Origin of the sequence: Methylorubrum aminovorans, assembly GCF_022179725.1 — a bacterium.
GTDB lineage: Bacteria > Pseudomonadota > Alphaproteobacteria > Rhizobiales > Beijerinckiaceae > Methylobacterium > Methylobacterium aminovorans.
Genome location: NZ_BPRC01000016.1, coordinates 1 through 18,318, shown reverse-complemented (window position 1 = coordinate 18,318; position 18,318 = coordinate 1). Strand labels below are relative to the sequence as shown.

General features: G+C 60.8%; 15 protein-coding genes. 11 read left to right on the top strand and 4 right to left on the bottom strand.

Features of this window, described 5'->3' with window-relative positions:
• Positions 1-139: 139 nt before the first annotated feature.
• From ruvB to tolB, 8 genes are all read left to right on the top strand, one after another.
• On the top strand, positions 140-1,210 hold the full coding sequence (ruvB, locus tag MFF24_RS19065) for a Holliday junction branch migration DNA helicase RuvB (protein ID WP_133088898.1): 1,071 nt from the start codon (positions 140-142) through the stop codon (positions 1,208-1,210).
• Positions 1,203-2,228: a metallophosphoesterase gene (locus MFF24_RS19060; RefSeq protein WP_238226443.1), complete on the top strand. Its 1,026-nt coding sequence runs from the start codon at positions 1,203-1,205 to the stop codon at positions 2,226-2,228. Before ruvB ends, MFF24_RS19060 begins: the two co-directional genes overlap by 8 nt.
• A 240-nt stretch (positions 2,229-2,468) precedes the next feature.
• Positions 2,469-3,185, top strand: coding sequence for a DUF4142 domain-containing protein (locus MFF24_RS19055; protein WP_238226441.1), 717 nt, complete (start codon positions 2,469-2,471; stop codon positions 3,183-3,185).
• Positions 3,186-3,318: 133 nt separating this feature from the next.
• Positions 3,319-3,750 (top strand): tol-pal system-associated acyl-CoA thioesterase, encoded by a 432-nt coding sequence (gene ybgC / locus MFF24_RS19050; RefSeq protein ID WP_238226439.1) that lies wholly within the window; start codon positions 3,319-3,321, stop codon positions 3,748-3,750.
• A 299-nt stretch (positions 3,751-4,049) separates the two neighbouring features.
• Positions 4,050-4,766 (top strand): protein TolQ, encoded by a 717-nt coding sequence (gene tolQ, locus MFF24_RS19045; RefSeq protein WP_108942626.1) that lies wholly within the window; start codon positions 4,050-4,052, stop codon positions 4,764-4,766.
• A gap of 44 nt (positions 4,767-4,810) precedes the next feature.
• Positions 4,811-5,260 (top strand): ExbD/TolR family protein, encoded by a 450-nt coding sequence (locus tag MFF24_RS19040; protein WP_012456993.1) that lies wholly within the window; start codon positions 4,811-4,813, stop codon positions 5,258-5,260.
• A gap of 15 nt (positions 5,261-5,275) precedes the next feature.
• Positions 5,276-6,658 carry a cell envelope integrity protein TolA gene (tolA, locus tag MFF24_RS19035; protein ID WP_238226437.1) on the top strand — a complete coding sequence of 461 codons (1,383 nt, stop codon included), beginning with the start codon at positions 5,276-5,278 and terminating at the stop codon, positions 6,656-6,658.
• 74 nt (positions 6,659-6,732) lie between these two features.
• Positions 6,733-8,073, top strand: a complete 1,341-nt coding sequence (gene tolB / locus MFF24_RS19030; protein WP_238226435.1) for a Tol-Pal system beta propeller repeat protein TolB — start codon at positions 6,733-6,735, stop codon at positions 8,071-8,073.
• Positions 8,074-9,083: 1,010 nt separating this feature from the next.
• On the opposite strand, the gene MFF24_RS19025 is transcribed toward tolB, so the two are convergent.
• Positions 9,084-9,719: a glutathione S-transferase N-terminal domain-containing protein gene (locus MFF24_RS19025; protein WP_238226433.1), complete on the bottom strand. Its 636-nt coding sequence runs from the start codon at positions 9,717-9,719 to the stop codon at positions 9,084-9,086.
• Between the two features lie 198 nt (positions 9,720-9,917).
• Here MFF24_RS19025 and MFF24_RS19020 point away from each other — a divergent pair, with 198 nt between their 5' ends.
• Together MFF24_RS19020 and MFF24_RS19015 are read left to right on the top strand one after the other, a co-directional pair.
• Positions 9,918-10,217 carry a hypothetical protein gene (locus MFF24_RS19020; protein WP_238226431.1) on the top strand — a complete coding sequence of 100 codons (300 nt, stop codon included), beginning with the start codon at positions 9,918-9,920 and terminating at the stop codon, positions 10,215-10,217.
• 162 nt (positions 10,218-10,379) lie between these two features.
• Positions 10,380-11,270, top strand: coding sequence for a DUF3102 domain-containing protein (locus MFF24_RS19015; RefSeq protein ID WP_238226429.1), 891 nt, complete (start codon positions 10,380-10,382; stop codon positions 11,268-11,270).
• A 187-nt stretch (positions 11,271-11,457) separates the two neighbouring features.
• Here the strand turns inward: MFF24_RS19015 and MFF24_RS19010 are convergent, their stop codons facing one another.
• The 3 genes from MFF24_RS19010 to MFF24_RS19000 are packed head-to-tail and all read right to left on the bottom strand — an operon-like array spanning position 11,458 to position 15,858.
• Positions 11,458-12,618 (bottom strand): phosphorylase family protein, encoded by a 1,161-nt coding sequence (locus MFF24_RS19010; protein ID WP_238226427.1) that lies wholly within the window; start codon positions 12,616-12,618, stop codon positions 11,458-11,460.
• The gene (locus MFF24_RS19005) at positions 12,615-13,082 is read right to left on the bottom strand and encodes a DNA-binding transcriptional response regulator (RefSeq protein ID WP_238226425.1); all 468 of its coding nucleotides are present in this window, start codon (positions 13,080-13,082) and stop codon (positions 12,615-12,617) included. Before MFF24_RS19005 ends, MFF24_RS19010 begins: the two co-directional genes overlap by 4 nt.
• A complete protein-coding gene (locus MFF24_RS19000; RefSeq protein WP_238226423.1) occupies positions 13,054-15,858 on the bottom strand; it encodes a hypothetical protein in 2,805 nt (934 codons plus the stop codon). The genes MFF24_RS19005 and MFF24_RS19000 overlap by 29 nt, the downstream gene beginning before the upstream one ends.
• A 1,128-nt stretch (positions 15,859-16,986) precedes the next feature.
• Here MFF24_RS19000 and MFF24_RS18995 point away from each other — a divergent pair.
• Positions 16,987-18,093: an adenylate/guanylate cyclase domain-containing protein gene (locus tag MFF24_RS18995; protein ID WP_238226420.1), complete on the top strand. Its 1,107-nt coding sequence runs from the start codon at positions 16,987-16,989 to the stop codon at positions 18,091-18,093.
• Positions 18,094-18,318 lie beyond the last annotated feature (225 nt).

Genomic DNA, 18,318 nt, shown 5'->3' with positions numbered 1-18,318 from the left:
GTTACCAACTCGCTGACACCCTCCCGCGTGGCGTGTGCCGCGGCACGTCGCCCCCGCTCTCCGGAGCCGATCAACCGCGGTGGCCCCGGCGCGCGGGATGTGCAAAACGCGAGGACAGACGCCGCCCCGCGAGACCCCCGTGAGCGAAGACAGACCCTCGAAGCCCGGCAAGACCCTGTTGAACCCCGAGCGCAGGGCGGACGACGTCGATCAGTCGATCCGCCCCTTGAGCCTCGGCGAGTTCATCGGCCAGCGGGCGGCGCGCGCCAACATGAACATCTTCATCGAGGCGGCCAAGAAGACCGGCCAGGCCCTCGACCACGTCCTCTTCGTCGGCCCGCCGGGCCTGGGCAAGACGACGCTCGCCCAGATCGTCGCCCGCGAACTCGGGGTGAACTTCCGCTCGACCTCCGGTCCGGTCATCGCCAAGGCAGGCGACTTGGCCGCGCAGCTCACCAATCTGGAGGAGCGCGACGTCCTGTTCATCGACGAGATCCACCGCCTCAACCCGGCGGTGGAGGAGATCCTCTACCCGGCGATGGAGGATTATCAGCTCGACCTCATCATCGGCGAAGGGCCGGCCGCCCGCTCGGTGAAGATCGAGCTGCCGAAATTCACCCTCGTCGGCGCCACCACCCGCGCGGGTCTCCTCACTACGCCCTTGCGCGACCGCTTCGGCATCCCGATCCGGCTCGAATTCTACGAGATCGACGAGCTCGAACTCATCGTCCGGCGCGGCGCGCGGGTGCTCGGCCTCGGCATGTCGGAGGAGGGCGCCAACGAGATCGCCAAGCGGGCCCGCGGCACGCCGCGCATCGCCGGTCGCCTTCTGCGACGGGTGCGCGACTTCGCCATCGTCGAGGACGCGCAGACGGTGAGCCGCGCCATCGCCGACCGGGCGCTGCAGATGCTCGACGTCGATCCCGTCGGCCTCGACGTGATGGACCGCAAGTATCTCACCCTGATCGCCGCCTCGTTCGGCGGCGGCCCGGTCGGGATCGAGACCATCGCCGCCGCGCTCTCCGAGCCGCGTGACGCGATCGAGGACATCATCGAGCCCTACCTGATCCAGAAGGGCTTCGTGCAGCGCACCCCGCGCGGCCGGGTCCTGACGCCGCACGCCTTCCGGCACATGGGCTTCGCCGAGCCCCGGCGCGATCCGAGCACCCAGTTCGGCCTGTTCGGCGGCAGCGACGACCCGGATGCCTGAGGCGGTCGATCGCACGACCTCGCGCAAGATGTCGCCCGTCTCCGTCACCCGCCGCACGGTGCTGATCGGCCTCGGCGCGACGGCGCTGACCGGCGCCGGCACGGGCGCCTACGCCGTCGGCATCGAGCCGATGCGCCTCACCGTCACCCGCTACCGGCTCCGGCCGCTCGGCCCCTGGCCGGAGGGCCTGAGCCTGCGGATCGTCGCGCTGTCCGACATCCATGCCTGCGAGCCGTGGATGTCCGCCGGACGCATCGAGGGGATCGTCACCGCCGCGAACGCCCTGAGCGGCGACGTGACGGTGCTGCTCGGCGATTACGTGTCCGGCATGAACCTCGTGACCCGGTACGTCGATGCCGCCGAGTGGGGGCCGGTCCTGGGACGGCTGAAAGCGCCGCTCGGTGCCTACGCGATTCTCGGCAATCACGACTGGTGGGAGGACCGCTCGGCCCAGGCGCGCGGCAGCGGGCCGACGATCGCGGGCGAGGCCCTGCGGCGCAACGGCATCCGCGTGCTTCAGAACGAGGCGGTGCCGCTCTCGGTGCGAGGGCACGAGGTCTGGCTCGCAGGCCTCGGCGACCAGCTCGCCTTTCTGCCGAGCCGAAAGAAGCGCGGCCATTCCCGGATCGGCGTCGATGACCTGCCGGGGACGCTCGCCCAGATCCCAGAGGGCGCGCCCGCGATCCTGCTGGCGCACGAGCCCGACATCTTCCCGCAGGTGCCGCCGCGGATCGCCCTCACGCTCTCGGGCCACACCCATGGCGGGCAGGTGCGCGTGTTCGGCTACGCGCCGGTGGTGCCCTCTCGCTACAAGAACCGCTTCGCTTACGGCCACGTCCGCGAGCAGGCGGATCTGATCGTCTCGGGCGGCCTCGGCATGAGCATCGCCCCGGTGCGCTTCGGGATCCCGCCCGAGATCGTCGTGATCGATCTCGGCGACGACCGGAAGCTGGCCGCTCGAGATTTGCATTCGAAGCATATCGGCCCGAAGGGCGAAGCAGGAAAACACCCCGCTTAACAAGTCCACGCCGTTGGTGTTTCGGCTGCAGAAGCAGCCGCTCGGCGTTGTTTCGCCAGTGGTTTTTCAACCCCATTCCCTCGACGGGAGGCTCAAACGTCGCAGCCTGGGACCTGTGATCACAGGATGGTGCGCTGCCGGAACATGCATGCACCGCACAAGTTGAGGCCGCGACCCCGCTCCTTGAGGAGCGCCGGCCCCAACGACACTCCCAGCACGAGCTTCAAGGAAGCATCCGCCATGAAGTCGACCGTCTTGGCCGCCCTCGGCCTGTCCGTCGCCGCCCTCGCCACGCCTGCTTTTGCCCAGGATGCCCTGCCGCTGCGGATCGGTGCCGATGCGCCGATCGGCGCTGCCGCGACCGACACGCGGGAGTTCCGCGCCGAGGCCCTGCGCTCGGACGCGGCGAGCATCGAGGCGAGCCGCATCGCCCTCGAACGTTCTCGCAACCCGCGGGTGCGCAACTACGCCAACCGCGTGCTGGTCGAGCGTGAGGCCACCACCAAGGCGCTGCTGCCTGAGGGCACCTCGCTCACCGCATCGGGCCGCATCGTTTCCGACAGCCAAGGCATCCCGACTCGCCTCGACAACCCGATCGGCGTCGTGCTCGCCCCGGTGACGCTGGCCGCCAACATCGGCACCGGCATCGTCGGCGGTGTGCTCGGCGGCGTCGGCCTGATCGACAACAGCCCCGGCGAACCCGGCCGCCGCGTCGCCCTCAGCCCGAACGGCCAGCAGCGCCTCGAACGCCTGCGCTCGACTCGCTCCGCCCGCGAGTTTGACCGCACCTACATCAACGGGCAGGCCCGTTCGGACGCACGCACGCTGGCGCTCTACAGCAGCTACGCCCGCAACGGCGACAGCGCCGCCGGCCGCACCTTCGCCAACCAAGCGCTGCCCTACATCGCCGACGAGCACGCCCATTCCGCGACGCTCGCCGGCCGCATCGGCGGCTGATCGATCCGAACAGGTTACACCGGCAGGGCCGCCCTCCAGAGGGGCGGCCCTCGCCGTTTCAGGGATCGTCCACCCCTCGCCACCTCGGGCGGGAGCCGGTAAGAACTGGCACCCTCTCCATATCCGGATGCCCATGGATCCGACGACAGGCGCTGACGCGCACCGCCTCCCGCTGCGCGTCTATTACGAGGACACCGATTTCTCGGGCTTCGTCTACCACGCGAGCTATCTGCGCTTCATGGAGCGCGGGCGCACCGAGTTGCTGCGCGGTCTCGCGGGCGACCAGTCGGACCTGCACGCGGACGGGACGGGCCTCGTCTTCGTCGTACGGAAGATGACCCTCGACTTCCTCAAGCCCGCCCGCATGGACGACCTGATCGAGGTCCACACGCGGTCGAGCGAATTGCGCGGCGCCTCCATGCATCTCGCCCAGGAAGTGCGCCGGGGCGAGGACGTGCTGGTGCGCGCCGAAGTCGTCGTGGCCTGCGTCCGAAGCGGGCGGGCGATCCGCCTGCCGGATACCTTGCGCCGGGCGCTGACACCGCCAGTCTCGGCTTCGGCCTGATAGCGAGCAGCTGCCTTGGACGATGCCACCGGTTCGGGTCTCGTGATCCGTGCCGCGGCAGGGCTCGGTCGTTACGCGAACGTTGGGCAGCGGCTCCTGGCAACGGTTTCTTAACCCTGTCGCGGGCTTAGACTCGTGTTCGGGAAGGGTCGCACCGCGCCGCAGCACGGGTTGGGCCGGCGATGCCTCCGACCCTTACTTTCGACAGATTCGCGAGTGATCTCAGGTCTCATCGCTCAAAGGATCAGTCGGCAGTCCGGTGCGCCCCAGCGCGGCCCTGACGACGCGAGGATCGTTCGATGACCCCAGCCGATGCCATGCAGGCCGCGCCCGTCGCAGACATGAGCCTGTTCGGCCTGTTCTGGCAGGCCCACTTCGTCGTGAAGATCGTGATGGTGGGCCTGCTCGGCGCCTCGGTCTGGTGCTGGTCGATCATCGTCGACAAAACGCTGCTGTTCCGCCGCGTGGAAGCCGAGATGGATGCCTTCGAGGAGGCGTTCTGGTCCGGCCGCTCGCTGGAAGAGCTCTACCGCTCCTTCAACGACCGTCAGCCGACCGGGCTCGGCGCCCTGTTCGTCGCCGCCATGCGGGAGTGGAAGCGCTCCTTCGAGGGCTCGGGCCGGCAGATTCACTCGCTATCGCAGCGCATCGACAAGGTGCTCGACGTCACGATTCAGCGCGAGGTCGAACGGCTCGACTCGCGCCTGCTATTCCTCGCCTCGATCGGCTCGGCCGGCCCGTATATCGGCCTGTTCGGCACGGTCTGGGGCATCATGACCGCCTTCACCTCGATCGCGGCCTCGAAGAACACCTCGCTCGCCGTCGTCGCACCGGGCATCGCGGAAGCACTGTTCGCCACCGCCATCGGCCTGTTCGCGGCGATTCCCGCGGTGCTCGCCTACAACAAGCTTCAGGCCTCCGTCGCCAAGTCGCAGTCGCGGCTCGAAGGGTTCGCCGACGAGTTCTCGGCTATCCTATCGCGCCAGATCGACGAGCGCCTCTCGGTCGCCGCCTGATTGGTCGTTGCTGAAGCGGGAGCCGAGATCATGGGCAAAGTTCGATGGGCATGACGCACGGCGCGGCGCAGGGCGGCGGCAAGCGCCGCCGCCGCGGACGGCGCGGGCACGGCGCCATCAACGAGATCAACATGACGCCGTTCATCGACGTCGTGCTGGTGCTCCTCATCGTGTTCATGGTGGCCGCCCCGATGATGACGGTGGGCGTTCCCCTCGACCTGCCGCAATCCAAGGCGAGCCCGCTCAACTCCGACGTCAAGCCGATCACGCTGTCGATCCGCCGCACCGGCGAGGTCTATCTCGGCGAGGTCGAGCTGAAGGACGACGACATCGTGCCCCAGCTCATGCAGACGGCCAAGACCGGCACCGAGGAGCGCGTGTTCGTGCGCGGCGACAAACGCGTCGATTACGGGCGCGTGGCCCAGGTGATGGCGATCGTGACCGGCGGCGGCTTCAAGAAGGTCGCCCTCGTCACCGAGCCGGAATCGAATTAGCGGAGCGAGACACACGTGGCTCTGCGCTGGCCCAATTCTCTCCCAGAGTCTCTCAGGAACCGTGAGCCGGGCGTCTGGATCTCCGCCGGGGCGCATGCGGCCGTGCTGGGCCTCGCGCTGTTCGCGGTTGCCGCCCCGGCATTGCCCGACGCCCAGGAGGGCGTGCCGGTCGAGGTGCTGACCGAGCAGCAATTCTCGGAGATGACCCGCGGCGAGCGCAATGCGGAGAAGCCGGAGAAGAATCCAAACCGGGCCGACCGTGTCTCCGAAAAGATCGAGGAGCGCGAGCCCGAGAACGCGAAAACGGATGCGCCGGCCGCGCCCACCCGCACCGCCGAGACCAAGCTCGCGGCCGTCGATGCGATGCCGCTGCGCGCCGACACCGCCGACCCGGTGAAGGAAGAGGCCGAGGCCGCCGCCGCGAAGGCGGAAGCTGCGAAAGCCGAGGCGGAGAAGGCCGCTGCGGCGAAAGCGGCCGAGGCAAAGGCCAAGGCCGAAGCCAAGGCGAAAGCGGATTCCGCGGCCAAGGCCGAGGCAGCGAAGGCAGCTGAAGCCAAGGCCGCCGCCGCGAAGGCGGAGGCCGAGAAGCGCGAGGAACTGCAGAAGCTGGTCGAGCGTGAGCAGGCGGAGGCCGAGGCCGAGGCCGCCGCCAAGGCTGCGGAGAAGGCCGCCGAGGCGAAGGCCAAGGCGCGCGCGGAGGCTAAGGCGAAAGCGGACGCCAAGGCCAAGGCGGAGGCAGAGGCGCAGGCCAAGGCGGAAGCCGAAGCGAAGGCTGAAGCGGCGGCGAAAGCCGCGGCGGAGGGCGAGCATCGCAAGCAGGTCGCCGAGGCCAAGGCCAAGGCGGAAGCCGAGGCGAAAGCTAAAGCCGAGGCCGCCGCGAAAGCCAAGGCGAAGGCGATGGCTGAGGCCAAAGCGAAGGCGGATGCCGAGGCCAAGGCGCGCCAGCAGGCCGAACTCGCCAACAGGACCAGCACCGGCGACAGCCGCGAGACCCATACCCGCACGGCCTCGCATTCGACCGGCTCCACCGGCCGCGAAGTGCAGCGTACGGCTTCGCTCGGCACGTCGACCGGCACCGCGCAAAAGCTCTCGCCCTCGTTGCGCGACGCCCTGGTCGGCATGCTGCAGCAGCAGATCGAGCGGTGCTACTCGGCGCCTCCGGGCGCGACGCAGGGCGTGGTGCTGCCGATGCTCGACATCCGCCTCAACCCGGACGGTTCGCTAACGGCCGAGCCGCGGGTGATGCGCGCCGGAAACAACTCGGTCGATCAGTCGATCGCCCAGGCGGCCCTCCGGGCGGTGCGGCGTTGCGCCCCCTACAAGATCCCGACCCAGTACGCGCCGTATTACAACGACTGGAAGGCCATCAACGCCGAGTTCGAGTTCTCGCCCGTGTGATCCGCCTGCGCCGATCACACCGCGTCATCGCGGCCTTCCCCTTCCGCACTCCCTGAACGACCTGGACTTGTCCCATGCCTGGAACAGCCTTCACCCGGCGCACCCTCCTGCCGGCGCTCGCGGCCGCGCTCGGCGTCCTCGCCCTGGCGCTCCCCGCCGCGACGCCGGCTCAGGCGCAGCTCCAGCTCCGCATCGGCAGCGGCGCCTTCCAGCCGATGCCGATCGCGATCGCCGACTTCGCGGGCGATGCCAGCCTCGGCACGCTGGTGGCCAGCGTCATCACCAACAACCTGCGCCGCTCCGGCTACTTCACGCCGCTGGAGAAGGGGCGCTTCCCCGAGAATCCGAGCTTCGACGCGGCGCCGAATTTTGAGGCCTGGAAGGGCGCGGGCGTGCAGGCGCTGGTGACCGGCCGGGTCGGGCGCGACGCCTCGGGCCGGCTCACCGTCGCCTTCCGCCTGTGGGACGTGGCCTCGGGGCAGCAGATCACGGGCCAGCAATACGGCACCGACGTTGCCAACGCCCGCCGCACCGGCCACCTCGTATCGGACGCGGTCTATACCAAGGTCACCGGCCTCGGGCCCTGGTTCGACAGCCGCGTCGCCTATGTCGATGAATCCGGTCCGAAGGAGAACCGCCGCAAGCGCCTGATGGTGATGGATCAGGACGGCGCCAACGTTCGCGCGCTGACCGGCGGCGGCGACGTTTCGGTGGTGGCCCCGCGCTACTCGCCCGCGGGACAGGAGATCGCCTTCATGACCCAGGCGCCGGGCCAGCAGCCGAAGGTGCAGATGATCGACCTGGAAACCGGCAAGCGCCAGACGGTGGGCAACTTCGCCTCCATGAGCGCGAGCCCGCGCTTCTCGCCGGACGGGCGCCGCCTCGTGATGAGCGTGCAGCAGGGCGGCAACGCCGACATCGTCACCGTCGATCTCGCCTCCAAGGCCCAGACGCCGGTGACCCAAGGGCTCGCGATCGATACCTCGCCGAGCTATTCGCCCGACGGCAGCCAGATCGTGTTCGAATCCGACCGCGGCGGCTCGCAGCAGATCTACGTGATGGGCGCCGACGGCTCGAACCCGCGCCGTCTCTCGTTCGGCGAGGGCTCGGCCTCGCAGCCGGCCTGGTCGCCCCGCGGCGACCTCATCGCCTTCACCCGGCAGCGCAAGGGCGGCTTTGCCATCTGCGTGATGAAGCCCGACGGCTCGGGCGAGCGGGTGCTGACGGAGGGCTTCCACAACGAGAGCCCGACCTTCGCGCCGAACGGCCAGTACGTGATGTTCTTCCGCGATCCGGGCGGGCAGGGCGGCGGCAAGCTCTACATGGTCGACATCACCGGCAAGGTGGAGCAGCCGGTGCCGACCCCATCCTTCGCCTCGGACCCGACCTGGTCGCCGCTTCTGTCAGGGAAGTAATCCGACCCGCCGCGACCGACCTCGACGAATGACGCCGGCGACCACGAATGCGCGTCCGCTGAGGCCTCTTTTGATCGGGCTGGTTCGGAAGGTTCGCCCCGCTCATGTTGAGGTGTCGGGCGCAAGCTCGGCCTCGAAGCACGCCTGAACGGTGATCCCGTGGTGTCGATCGCTCGGGGGAAGCGTCGCGGCGTACTTCGCGGCAGCGGCTGCAGCATGAGAAGCGTCGTGAAAGCCGCAACGGGTCGGTCGGTAGGCTCCGACCCCTCTTCGCCAGCGCGATCGCCCTGTCACCCATGGCGAAATCCGCGCGGGCCCCGACGGCCGGCACGGTGAAAGTCTTCCCGCTTGCAGTAGAAACCGCGGCGGAAGCGGTCCAAAGGTGGGGCTGATGCGTGTTCGAAGTCGCGCCGTATAGGCCGCTTCTGCGCCCCTGGGGATCCGCTTCCGTCCGGTGTTCGTGGCGGGCCGCTAAGTCCGAGACCGAACGGGTTCTCAGGCTATCGTTGCGGCTTGACGCTGCGGTGGAGTCATCCCTGTCTCCTCCAGCTTTCGCCAACAAACCGTGCGCGGACCAGCGGTTTCTTGGCCGATGTGCTTGCGAATGCGAAGCACGCAGAGAGACTGCGTCCGTATTGGGAGGTCGTCAAGCGGAAATCTGCTGCCAAGCCGACTGTTTTTTGCCCGCACGAATGCTTGAACGGCAAAATCGTTCGCCGGCAACGGCTTACGTCGGGCGGCAGCAAAAGTCCCCAGCGCACCCGGCAAGAGACAGGCCCTGCCGAAACTGCAGCGCGTCGAGGCGCCTCCTAGAGGCGGATCTCGCTGATGCCCCGAGCAACGGTAGGGCAGGGGCCCGACACAAAGCAGCATCATTTGTCAGGAAAAACAGAGAGGCTCGTCGTCGCTGCTGATCCCCCGGCCCCGGGGCAGGCGCGCGGGTCGGCACCTTGTCCCCCGGCAGCGCGCCGGCCCGCAGCAGGCCCCGTCCCGGTCCCGGCAAAGTCGGATCAGATCGCGGCGAGGCCGCGCTGCACCGCCGGACGGGCGAGGAGCGTCTCGAGCCAGCGCCGCACGTTCGGGTGTCCGTCGAGTTCGATACCCTGCTTGCCGTGAAACTTGGCCCAGGTCAGAGCGGCAATGTCGGCGATCGAGTACGTGTCGGCGAGATATTCATGCGCCGCGAGCCGCCGGTCGAGGACACCGTAGAGGCGCTTGGCCTCCTCCGTGAACCGCTCGATGGCGTAGGGGATCTTGTCCTGCGCGTAGATGCGGAAATGGTGGGCCTGACCCAGCATCGGGCCAAGCCCGCCGACCTGCCAGAACAGCCACTCGTCCACCGCCGTGCGGGCGCGCTCGTCGCTCGGATAGAGGCAGCCGGTCTTGCGCCCGAGATATTGCAGGATCGCGCCCGACTCGAACACCGAGATCGGCGCGCCGCCGGGGCCGTCCGGATCGACGATGGCCGGGATCTTGTTGTTGGGCGAGATCGCCAGGAAGTCGGGCGCCATCTGCTCGCCCTTGCCGATATTCACCGGAACGACGCGGTAGGGCAGCCCGCACTCTTCGAGCATGATCGGGATCTTCCACCCGTTCGGCGTGCTCCAGGTGTAGAGATCGATCGGCTGCGCCGTCGTGACCGCCATGCTGGCATCCCGGGAAAGCGGGCCCGCGCCCATCCTCAGCTATGGAGGTAGCGCGGAACGGCCCGAAGGCTCAAGCCGAGGGCCAAGCTTGTCTGCAATCGTGCGCAAGTTGCAGAGAGAGCTTGCTCTTTGGCCGCCGATGCGGCTGTGATGTGGCCTACGGCGACGCTGCCGAATCCGTCTCACCGGAGTTGCCTGATGCTCTCTCGTCTCCTCGCCGCCGCCGCGTTGGTTGCGCCGCTCCTCCTGGCTCAGACCGCGATGGCCAGGGAGGCGTGGAGCGCGCCGAGCGCCAAGGAGACGACGAAGGAGCAGACGGCGAAGGAGCAGACGGCGAAGGAGCCGAGCGTGGCCCAATCCGCCGCGCGCGAGCGGCAGAAGAAGTGCGGTGCCGAATGGCGCGCGCTCTCGGCCACCGAGAAGGCGGCCCAGGGACCGAAATGGCCGCAATATTACAGCAAGTGCGTCAAGCGCCTAAAAAGCAAGGCGCAACAATGAGTTACGCCTAAAGATCGCACGCAATGTATACCGGACGTGTAGTATTCGTGTACAGTTTCGCGAAAAGACGAAATAATCGTCCAGCCTCGGAACTTTCAGACTCCGCGAGATCTTGTGGGAAAGCCAGAAACAACCAGATAAAGGGCCACGAGGCCCAAAGACATGCTCACTCAGATCCTATCTCGCTCCGCTCCTGCGTATGAGGCACACTCGGACTTCGGGCATGCCTTCGAAGCCGCAGAAACCTTCAATTACGGTGATTTGCCGGAGGACGTCGCCAACGAAGCACGCGCAGCGGCTGAGCAGATTCGCATCCAAACGGTGGCGGCGAAGACCGCGTTCATTGAGATCGGCCGCACGCTTTTGAGAATGCGCGATCGCATTGACCACGGGCGTTTTCTTCCTTGGGCTCACTCCCAACTTGGGATGCAACCTCGCACCGTGCAGAGGTTCATGAGAGCTGCAGAGTTCGTCGATAGTCGCCCCGGACGCGTCAGCCTGACGCGTTTGACGCGGGATGGTCTCTACGCGCTGACCGCGCCTTCAGTGCCAGCGCAAGTTCGCGAAAACATCGTTGCCGCCATCGATCGTGGTGAGACGATGACGCCGACCGAAATTAGGCAGCGCATCACCGCAGCGTGTCCGAAGCGCGATGCTCGAGATAACGAGGATCAGCCAGCACCACGGCGTGATCGTGAAGCTGCGATTGCCGCTGCGAGTGTTCCCGCCGTCGAAACCGAGTCGGACGGATTGGAACGTGGCGGCTCTCCCGTTTGCGACGCGCAGCCTGATCGACCTCAGGCGGAAAACACAGAACCCTTGTTCGCACGTGTTGCCGGCGAGTTGACTCCCGGCACCCGACACGATGCCCTCGCCTTGCTGGATCGGTTGGACCCGGACACCTTTACTCTATGCCTTCGCGCTGCCGTTCAGGCAGCCGTGGATGACGAACGGTGCTCACATGCTAGTCGCGCAACTACGACTCCAATCCATGGAGCAACTGAGGACAACCCTCGACCGTTACCTCCGCGTCAGCTGCAGCTTGAATTGTAGCGCGCGGCCCGAGGGGGATCGGTGCTAAGGGACGGAATCGTCCTCCGACATACTAAGTCACTGATATCATTGACTACATCAGGCACTTAGAGCGTCGTGCTGAGTATCTGTGTACCACCCAAGTGACTCACTGTAGAGCGGCGATGGCTGCCTAGCAGCGATATAACAGGTAGCAGCAGACCGCTCGTCATTCATTTGCAAACCCGCTTGCAAACAGATTATTTATCATCTCCAAGCAGAATTTTGCTGATGTAAAGCAGCCATAAGCATGAAGATTGTCGTCTTTTTGCTCATCTGCTTTATCGACCACGGACTTGGCACTGAATACGATAAGCTTATCATTGCACATACGGGCAGCACGATGAAATCCATAAATTTCCATATCAATACCAGAAACCTTGCGCTGCTGCTCCCGCACATGATTTAAACGTTTCTCACTTGCAATTACAGCCGAACCACTGGCGAACATGGCAAGTCTCGGCTGGTGTACTCTGCCTGGCCGCGATCCATGCTCAAAGCCTGCCTCTAACCGCCTCGGCAAGTTTGTGTCTTCGATGTACTGAGCGAAATGAGTTCTAAGCGACTCTGCAATCTCAATCTGGTAAGGCTCGGCTGAAAAAAAATCATCAAACCATTTGCCGGACTGGTATTCCCAGCATAGCTCTGTTATCAACAATTGGCCCAGAAAAGTCTCCTTACCTACGCCAGCGCAAATACCTGACATACAAACTATCTTAGGGGCGTAATTCTCCAATACTCTAGCAGTGCAAATTGACGCGCTGACCAATCCCATACGCGGGAAAAGCACAATAGAACCTTTTTTTCCATTCAATTCGAAATCCCAAAAACTCATCCCTGCGCGTGTGACGCTCTTGGTCTCCACACCTTCAACATGCGCAAAGGCTTTTCTTTCTTCATCGAGAGCTGTGAATATAATAAAATCATAGCGATGCCTATCATTGGCTTGTTGAAGAAAGACACTGAGAGCTTGCTGCCAAATATCCGCACTATTAAAATCGTATATATGGACGCCCTTGCTAGCCAAAAATGAAGAATGTTTCTCAGCCTCAGCAGCAAAGGACGTTATAGCAACAACAGGTGACTGCAAATCGCGGCCCTGATCAAGGAGAGCTACGACCTCTCTTGTAACATCAACGTCCTCACCGTTATCGACCATTGGTAACCATAGGTCGATAATATATAAATCGAACTTGGATCGGAGCTCGCGAACTCCAGATGCCAGGCTTTTCGCCCGTCTGATACTCCGTGGATCAACGCCGATACTAATCAATCCTTGCTCGATAGTACCAAACTTGTCGTCTCTATCTTCAAAGACGAGCACCCTCATTGCGATTTCTCCAAGAGGTTGTCGAACGAACTCATCCACTCTTGCGACTCGTATGAGTACAGCACGACACCAGCAACATCAACTTCATATCTTTGTCGCAGAGTGTCTTTGATTTTCTTCAGCTTAATCAACTGACCAGAAATAAATATGTCAGGATATTGAGTAACAATGATTATGCTTGCAGCTTGCTTTATTTTCTGCATCATGCGTATTACTTCGATCCCACCTGACGCTTGAGCGAGCCCTCCGGTTTCCCCACTTTTCTTTTCCTTTGTAAATGTTGGGAGTGCCATATCCAAAATAACTATATCATACTTGAATTGCATTACGTCACGGATGGCATCTCGTACGCTCTTGGCAACTGTAAGCTCTGCATTAGATAGCGTCGATGCAGATATCCTCCTCGACAAGTCATTGATTTTATGTTCCTCGTCTTCAACAAGTAGAATTTTCCGTTTGGACATCTTCGATCTCAACTACGGTCTTGAAGCCGATTGAAAGAGTCGCCTCATCATGCCTATAGGCAACAGTATGCTGAAGCTGCCCACTTGATGTAAGATAAAGAAGCTTTCTGATACCCGAATAACCTTCCTTGACCATAGCGGATGATATATTTGTTGAATAATCTACAAGTTCAGATATTCTTTTTATTTGCACTTCTCTGTCGCTGGAACTAGCAAAATCAGACGTAATCGTTATACTCAACTGCACATTGAGCAAATCGCTCAGCTGAGAAAGATCGGCGCGAACTCTACTAGACTTCTTTCCGTATTTATATGCATTATGGATCAAAACGTAAAGACAATCGTACAGTCTATGGACAGACGACCCTTTGATTGTGAGCTCTATATGTTCACCAGTCCAATCGACTGGCTGCAATGATCGTCCCAATGATTGCTCGCACTCCAAGGTGATAAGATCGCTAATCTGTCGAACTGAAGCAGAAAATGTTCGATCCTCCGGTACTTGAAACCAGCTTGCAAGAGTCACGAAGCGGTCGTGTACACTCTCGCGGAGTGCGGCAACGAATTTGCGGGCTTCCGGAGAGCCGTCGCTTCCGAGAATGCCATCGATTTTCGCGATTTCGGCCGATCGGACGTCGTTTGAGATGAATCTTTGAACCTGCTTCAGTTGGGGCTCAAATTGATCCCAGCAAAATTTCAGTATCGCATCTTCGAAATTGTCCAATATTCCTGAAAATGCAATAGACTTCCTCAACTCTACGATGCCGTTGAGAGCTGACTGACTTTTCAAATCGAAACTGGACTTGAACAAGCCGTATTTCTTCGTATCGCTATGAAACTGCAATAAATCGAGACGGAGGCGGTCAATCGTCTTCTTGTAAGAGGCCAACCAAACACTATGTATTTCCATGTACGCCGCATCTGAATATAATGCTGGATAGCTATCTACAAGTGAGTCAACACCGTTCAACATCATCCCATGCAAAGTATTATGCCGGATTCGCCGCCCAAGATAGGAGTCTATTCCGAAAAGATGGTTTGTACAAAATTGCACGAAAACTGTTTCGGTTGCCTTAGCTAAGATGTAGTCGAAAGAAGCGATTACCGACACTTCAGCGTGGACAACCGATATCGAGCTGTCCGATATAATAATTGCAGCACGCGTCAATGATTCGATTGAGTGCTCAACTAACCTTCGATATTCTTTGAGATAGGCGTTCGGGTTTTCGCGTATCCACTTTTTTATCGCGTTGCTATCAACGTATACACGGCTGTCATCTATTTCGGTTTTGAGTTTTGAAACCTGATTGTGGGCCCAAATTCTATCGGCCTCTATCAGGTATTCGAGTGAATACAACTGCTCCCCTAGATGACGCAACATATCCTGACGAATTGAGTCTGCTTGTTCAGCCGACTCAACAATCATATAAAGCTTTTGTATCGTCTGTCGATCGAGTGTGTTAACTAAAAATTTCGCGATATTCGGCGTCTTGTTGGAAAGCCATTGGATGAACTCGATAACGCTGCCATTGAAATCAGCTAAAATAGTCTCCTGCAGGGTGTAGCGAAATTTGAAGTCGATATCGTCGTCATGCTCTTTCTGCTTATAGATTGCTAGAGCAAGCGTTGATATGATTATCTTTCCTTCGTCGGTCGCAATACTGTAAATGCGATCAAGTTCAGACTCGGTCATTAGAAACTGGAGCGATGTCGTATTTTCAAATATGAACCTAATCTCGTCTTCATTAAACGAGGCGTGCGCAGGATACTCAGCGATAAAGTTGAGAAATATTATCGTTCTCGTGAAGAGACGAATTCTGCCGTCTTCAGGCCACATCTGAACGTCAAAACCAACCGGCTCTTCAGTAAGCAAATTGGAACGTAGAGCGTGACGCTGATCGGGCTTTAATCTTTTTACTGGCAATAAACCGTAACGGCTGGGTAGCAAGCGCCATCCAATATTGACGTCAATTGCAAACCTGTGTTTGACGAGAGAAGACTGCTCGAGAAAAGCTAGCGCTCTGCGATATATCAAAAATGCCGGGTCCTCATCCGGAAATCCATCTGTTAATTGTGTGTGTGAGTAATCTGAGCTTTCGAGCCTTTGAATCTCAGCCAATAAGTCCGCGTCCAACAAACTCTCAATCAAATGAACTATTTCTGGCCATTCATCCGCAAGAGAAATCACGATCTTTATGGCGCACAACTCATCAGTTAGCGACATTGAATGAGATTTGCGTAGAAATGATGCGATATCTCGCGTGCTTAAAGGCACCGGCAGCGCATTATGTAAAGCGTTGTGCTGCCGAAAATCGTTGGTCTTATATTTTGCAAGAATACTTACCCATGTTCTTATGCTTTGAAAATATGGATAGCGCTCGCTCATCAATTCCATTGCCGAAAAATACGGCTCCGGGGCATCTTCTAGGCGCAATATTTTCGTAAAAGCGTGATACTCAGAAACAATTTCCTTATCAACCTCCGCAAGATTCATATAATATACGAGCTTTCTGTTGAGGAAGTCCGATATTCCCCAATTTTTCCAGAAACTCTTAATAAGGTTCAGCTGTTGAAGAGGCGCTATCGATTCTAAAGTCGTAAGCATCTTCATTTCATGGAGGATTTTCAAGCTCTTGTCTTTCCAGCCATTAAGATGGCCACAGACAAAAGCTACTTCTTTTTCAGTATTTATTGTTGACAACCAGTGTATATTCTGAAGAGACTGATAGTCTTGAGGCACATAGTCAGCAGGATATAGTCCGTTCGCCCCAATCATGATCTCAGTCGCAACTGCCAAATCGGAAGCGTCAACTTCACTTCTGATACTTTCGACGTGTGCACGAGGCGAAGAAGCCTCCTTATGTGATGTAAGGATGCCCCTGAAAACGTTTCTGGATCGCGGGTGCGTCAATCGAACCAGGCTGCGGTACGCCCTGATACGTTTGGCTTGGAACGCTCGTTTCGGAGTGTGCATGCAATCAGAATGACCCCCCCGAATATGAGGGTCAAGTTGATATGGGACTGTCACGTCTCTCTCAACGAACGTTGAGCGGTACGTAGCGCTCAGGCCCAAGCGGCGACATAGCCATTTTCGCTGTGTAGAACGGCACGCGAAACTCGAACTTCGTTGTTTCAATGTGGAGCTCGCGCTCCAAACTGGCGCTGGTATAACAGTCGGGCGTCTGCACTATTCGTTGCCTGCGTCGAGCACAACCATAAGGTTTGAAGAACCCTTAAGATTGAAGCGGCCGATCAATGTCCTTTGTGAGGCGGTGACCAGCACAGGATCGACCGTTGCCACCCCGATCTTGAAATAGTGCCAGGGCGGATCTCTGCCTTTGCCATGTGCGATCGATGGTACGAAGCGCAGCCGGAATCAGTGCAGCGCCTCATTCGTCGCCTCAGGTCGCTTTACAGCGTTTGTGCTTGGATGCGTTGGCCTGCCGATAACACGCAGCAGAAGGGCTCGATAGGGAAGGGTGCTGATCCGCACCTTAGGCTTGGGGCCGCCGACCCATATTCTGGTTTGATCCTCGTCACGGCCCCTGATGGTCAGAGACCGCGCCTAGCTCCACAGGTGCAACTATGTCGCTTCACATCGCTTCCGTTTCTGCTGCTCTAATCGTCACAGCACTCGGATTGAGCCTCCTGACGAGCGCCGCTCATATGCCAGGGCAAATGGCCTCGGTGAGATCCATACCGACTTTATCCACGTCCTCCGACGGCTGAAGGCCGGAGATAAGAAACGGCGAAGCTGTCTTCCGGGGGCAGCTTCCAACCCAATGCAGACCCTGGTGCCTAAACGCACGAGACCGGTGCCGCCGATCCTGGCAGGAATAGCCGACCACGCTGATGCCGTGATCGGGCATCCTTTGCTGGGTGACCCGCCTCATCGGAGAAGACGATGCCGTACGGCAGGGCAGGCTTCTGGATCACCATCGCCGGCATCAGCGCCCTGTTCGGCGCGTTGCATGGCTATCTCCTGAACGGCGGACCGAGCCCGGTCGGCATCTTCTACGGCACCTGCATCGGCCTGCTGACCATCGCGTACGAACGCGGCGTCTTCTTCTCCGGATACGGCAAGCGTCTCCGGCGTCTGCCGACACTAGCCTACCTTGCTGCCGCCGAAGCCAGCCTGCTCCTGGTGATCCTCTTGGGCTTGGCGCTCACCGGCTCGGTCGTCTGGACGCTCGGCCTCACGGACAAGTCCTTCCTGGAAGCGGTTACGCCCAAGATTTCCACCATCCCCTACGCGCTGGTCGTCTCAGCTCTCTTGGTGTCCGCCCTGCGAGTCCGCGACCTCATCGGAAGCGAGACGTTTGCAAGCCTCATCGTCGGCCGCTACCATCGGCCGGTCAGCGAAGAGCGCGTCTTTCTGTTCCTCGATCTGATCGGTTCGACGACTTACGCGGAACGGCACGGCGACCTTGCCGCCCAGGAACTGCTGAAGGCCGTTTTCTCGGTCATCGCCGAACCGGTTCGCCGGCATCGCGGCCAGGTCGACGACTACGTGGGCGATCAGGTTATCATCTCCTGGCCGTTCGCGAGAGGCGTCGAGAAGTTCCGGTGCGTCGCCTGCATCTTCGCGATCCGGGAGACGCTCCGCAGCAATCGGGAGACGTGGGTCAGCCAATTCGGCTTCGTGCCCGAACTGCGGGCCGCCCTGCATGGGGGCAGCGTCGTGACTGCGGAAGTTGGCGTCGACCGCCACAAGATCGCGTATTTCGGCGACGTCATGAACGCGACCGCCCGACTTGAAGGGCTCTGTCGCGAAACCGGAAAACCGGTGCTCATCTCAGACGCGGTCCTTGCACGGCTGCCAGCACTGCCCGATGGGATCGAAGCCGAGGCGCTCGGCCCGCATTGCCTGCGCGGTCGTAGCGAAGCGATGGTTGTACACGCGCTCGCGGAGCAGCGCGTGCGGAAGACAGCCGAACAATCCAACAGTTCTGCGGAAACCGAAGCCGAGTGCGTGTCGGCGGTGCTGGGTCTGGTAGCGCGCGCAGGCTAGATACTCTTAGACACCCAGAACGATCCCTAGACCGGCGGCCGACAAACGACTGCTGTAGAGATGCCCTGATGATCTTCGCTTCGCCTGACATGGGCGTATGAGGAGCGTCCGCTTCTAGGGCCTGTCGTCGCCTGAACGGATTGCGAATTTTGGCGTTTTCTCGGTTTCGAATGAGGAGACGTGATGCTGTCAGACGCACAGTGGGGTGAGTTGGAGCCGTTGATC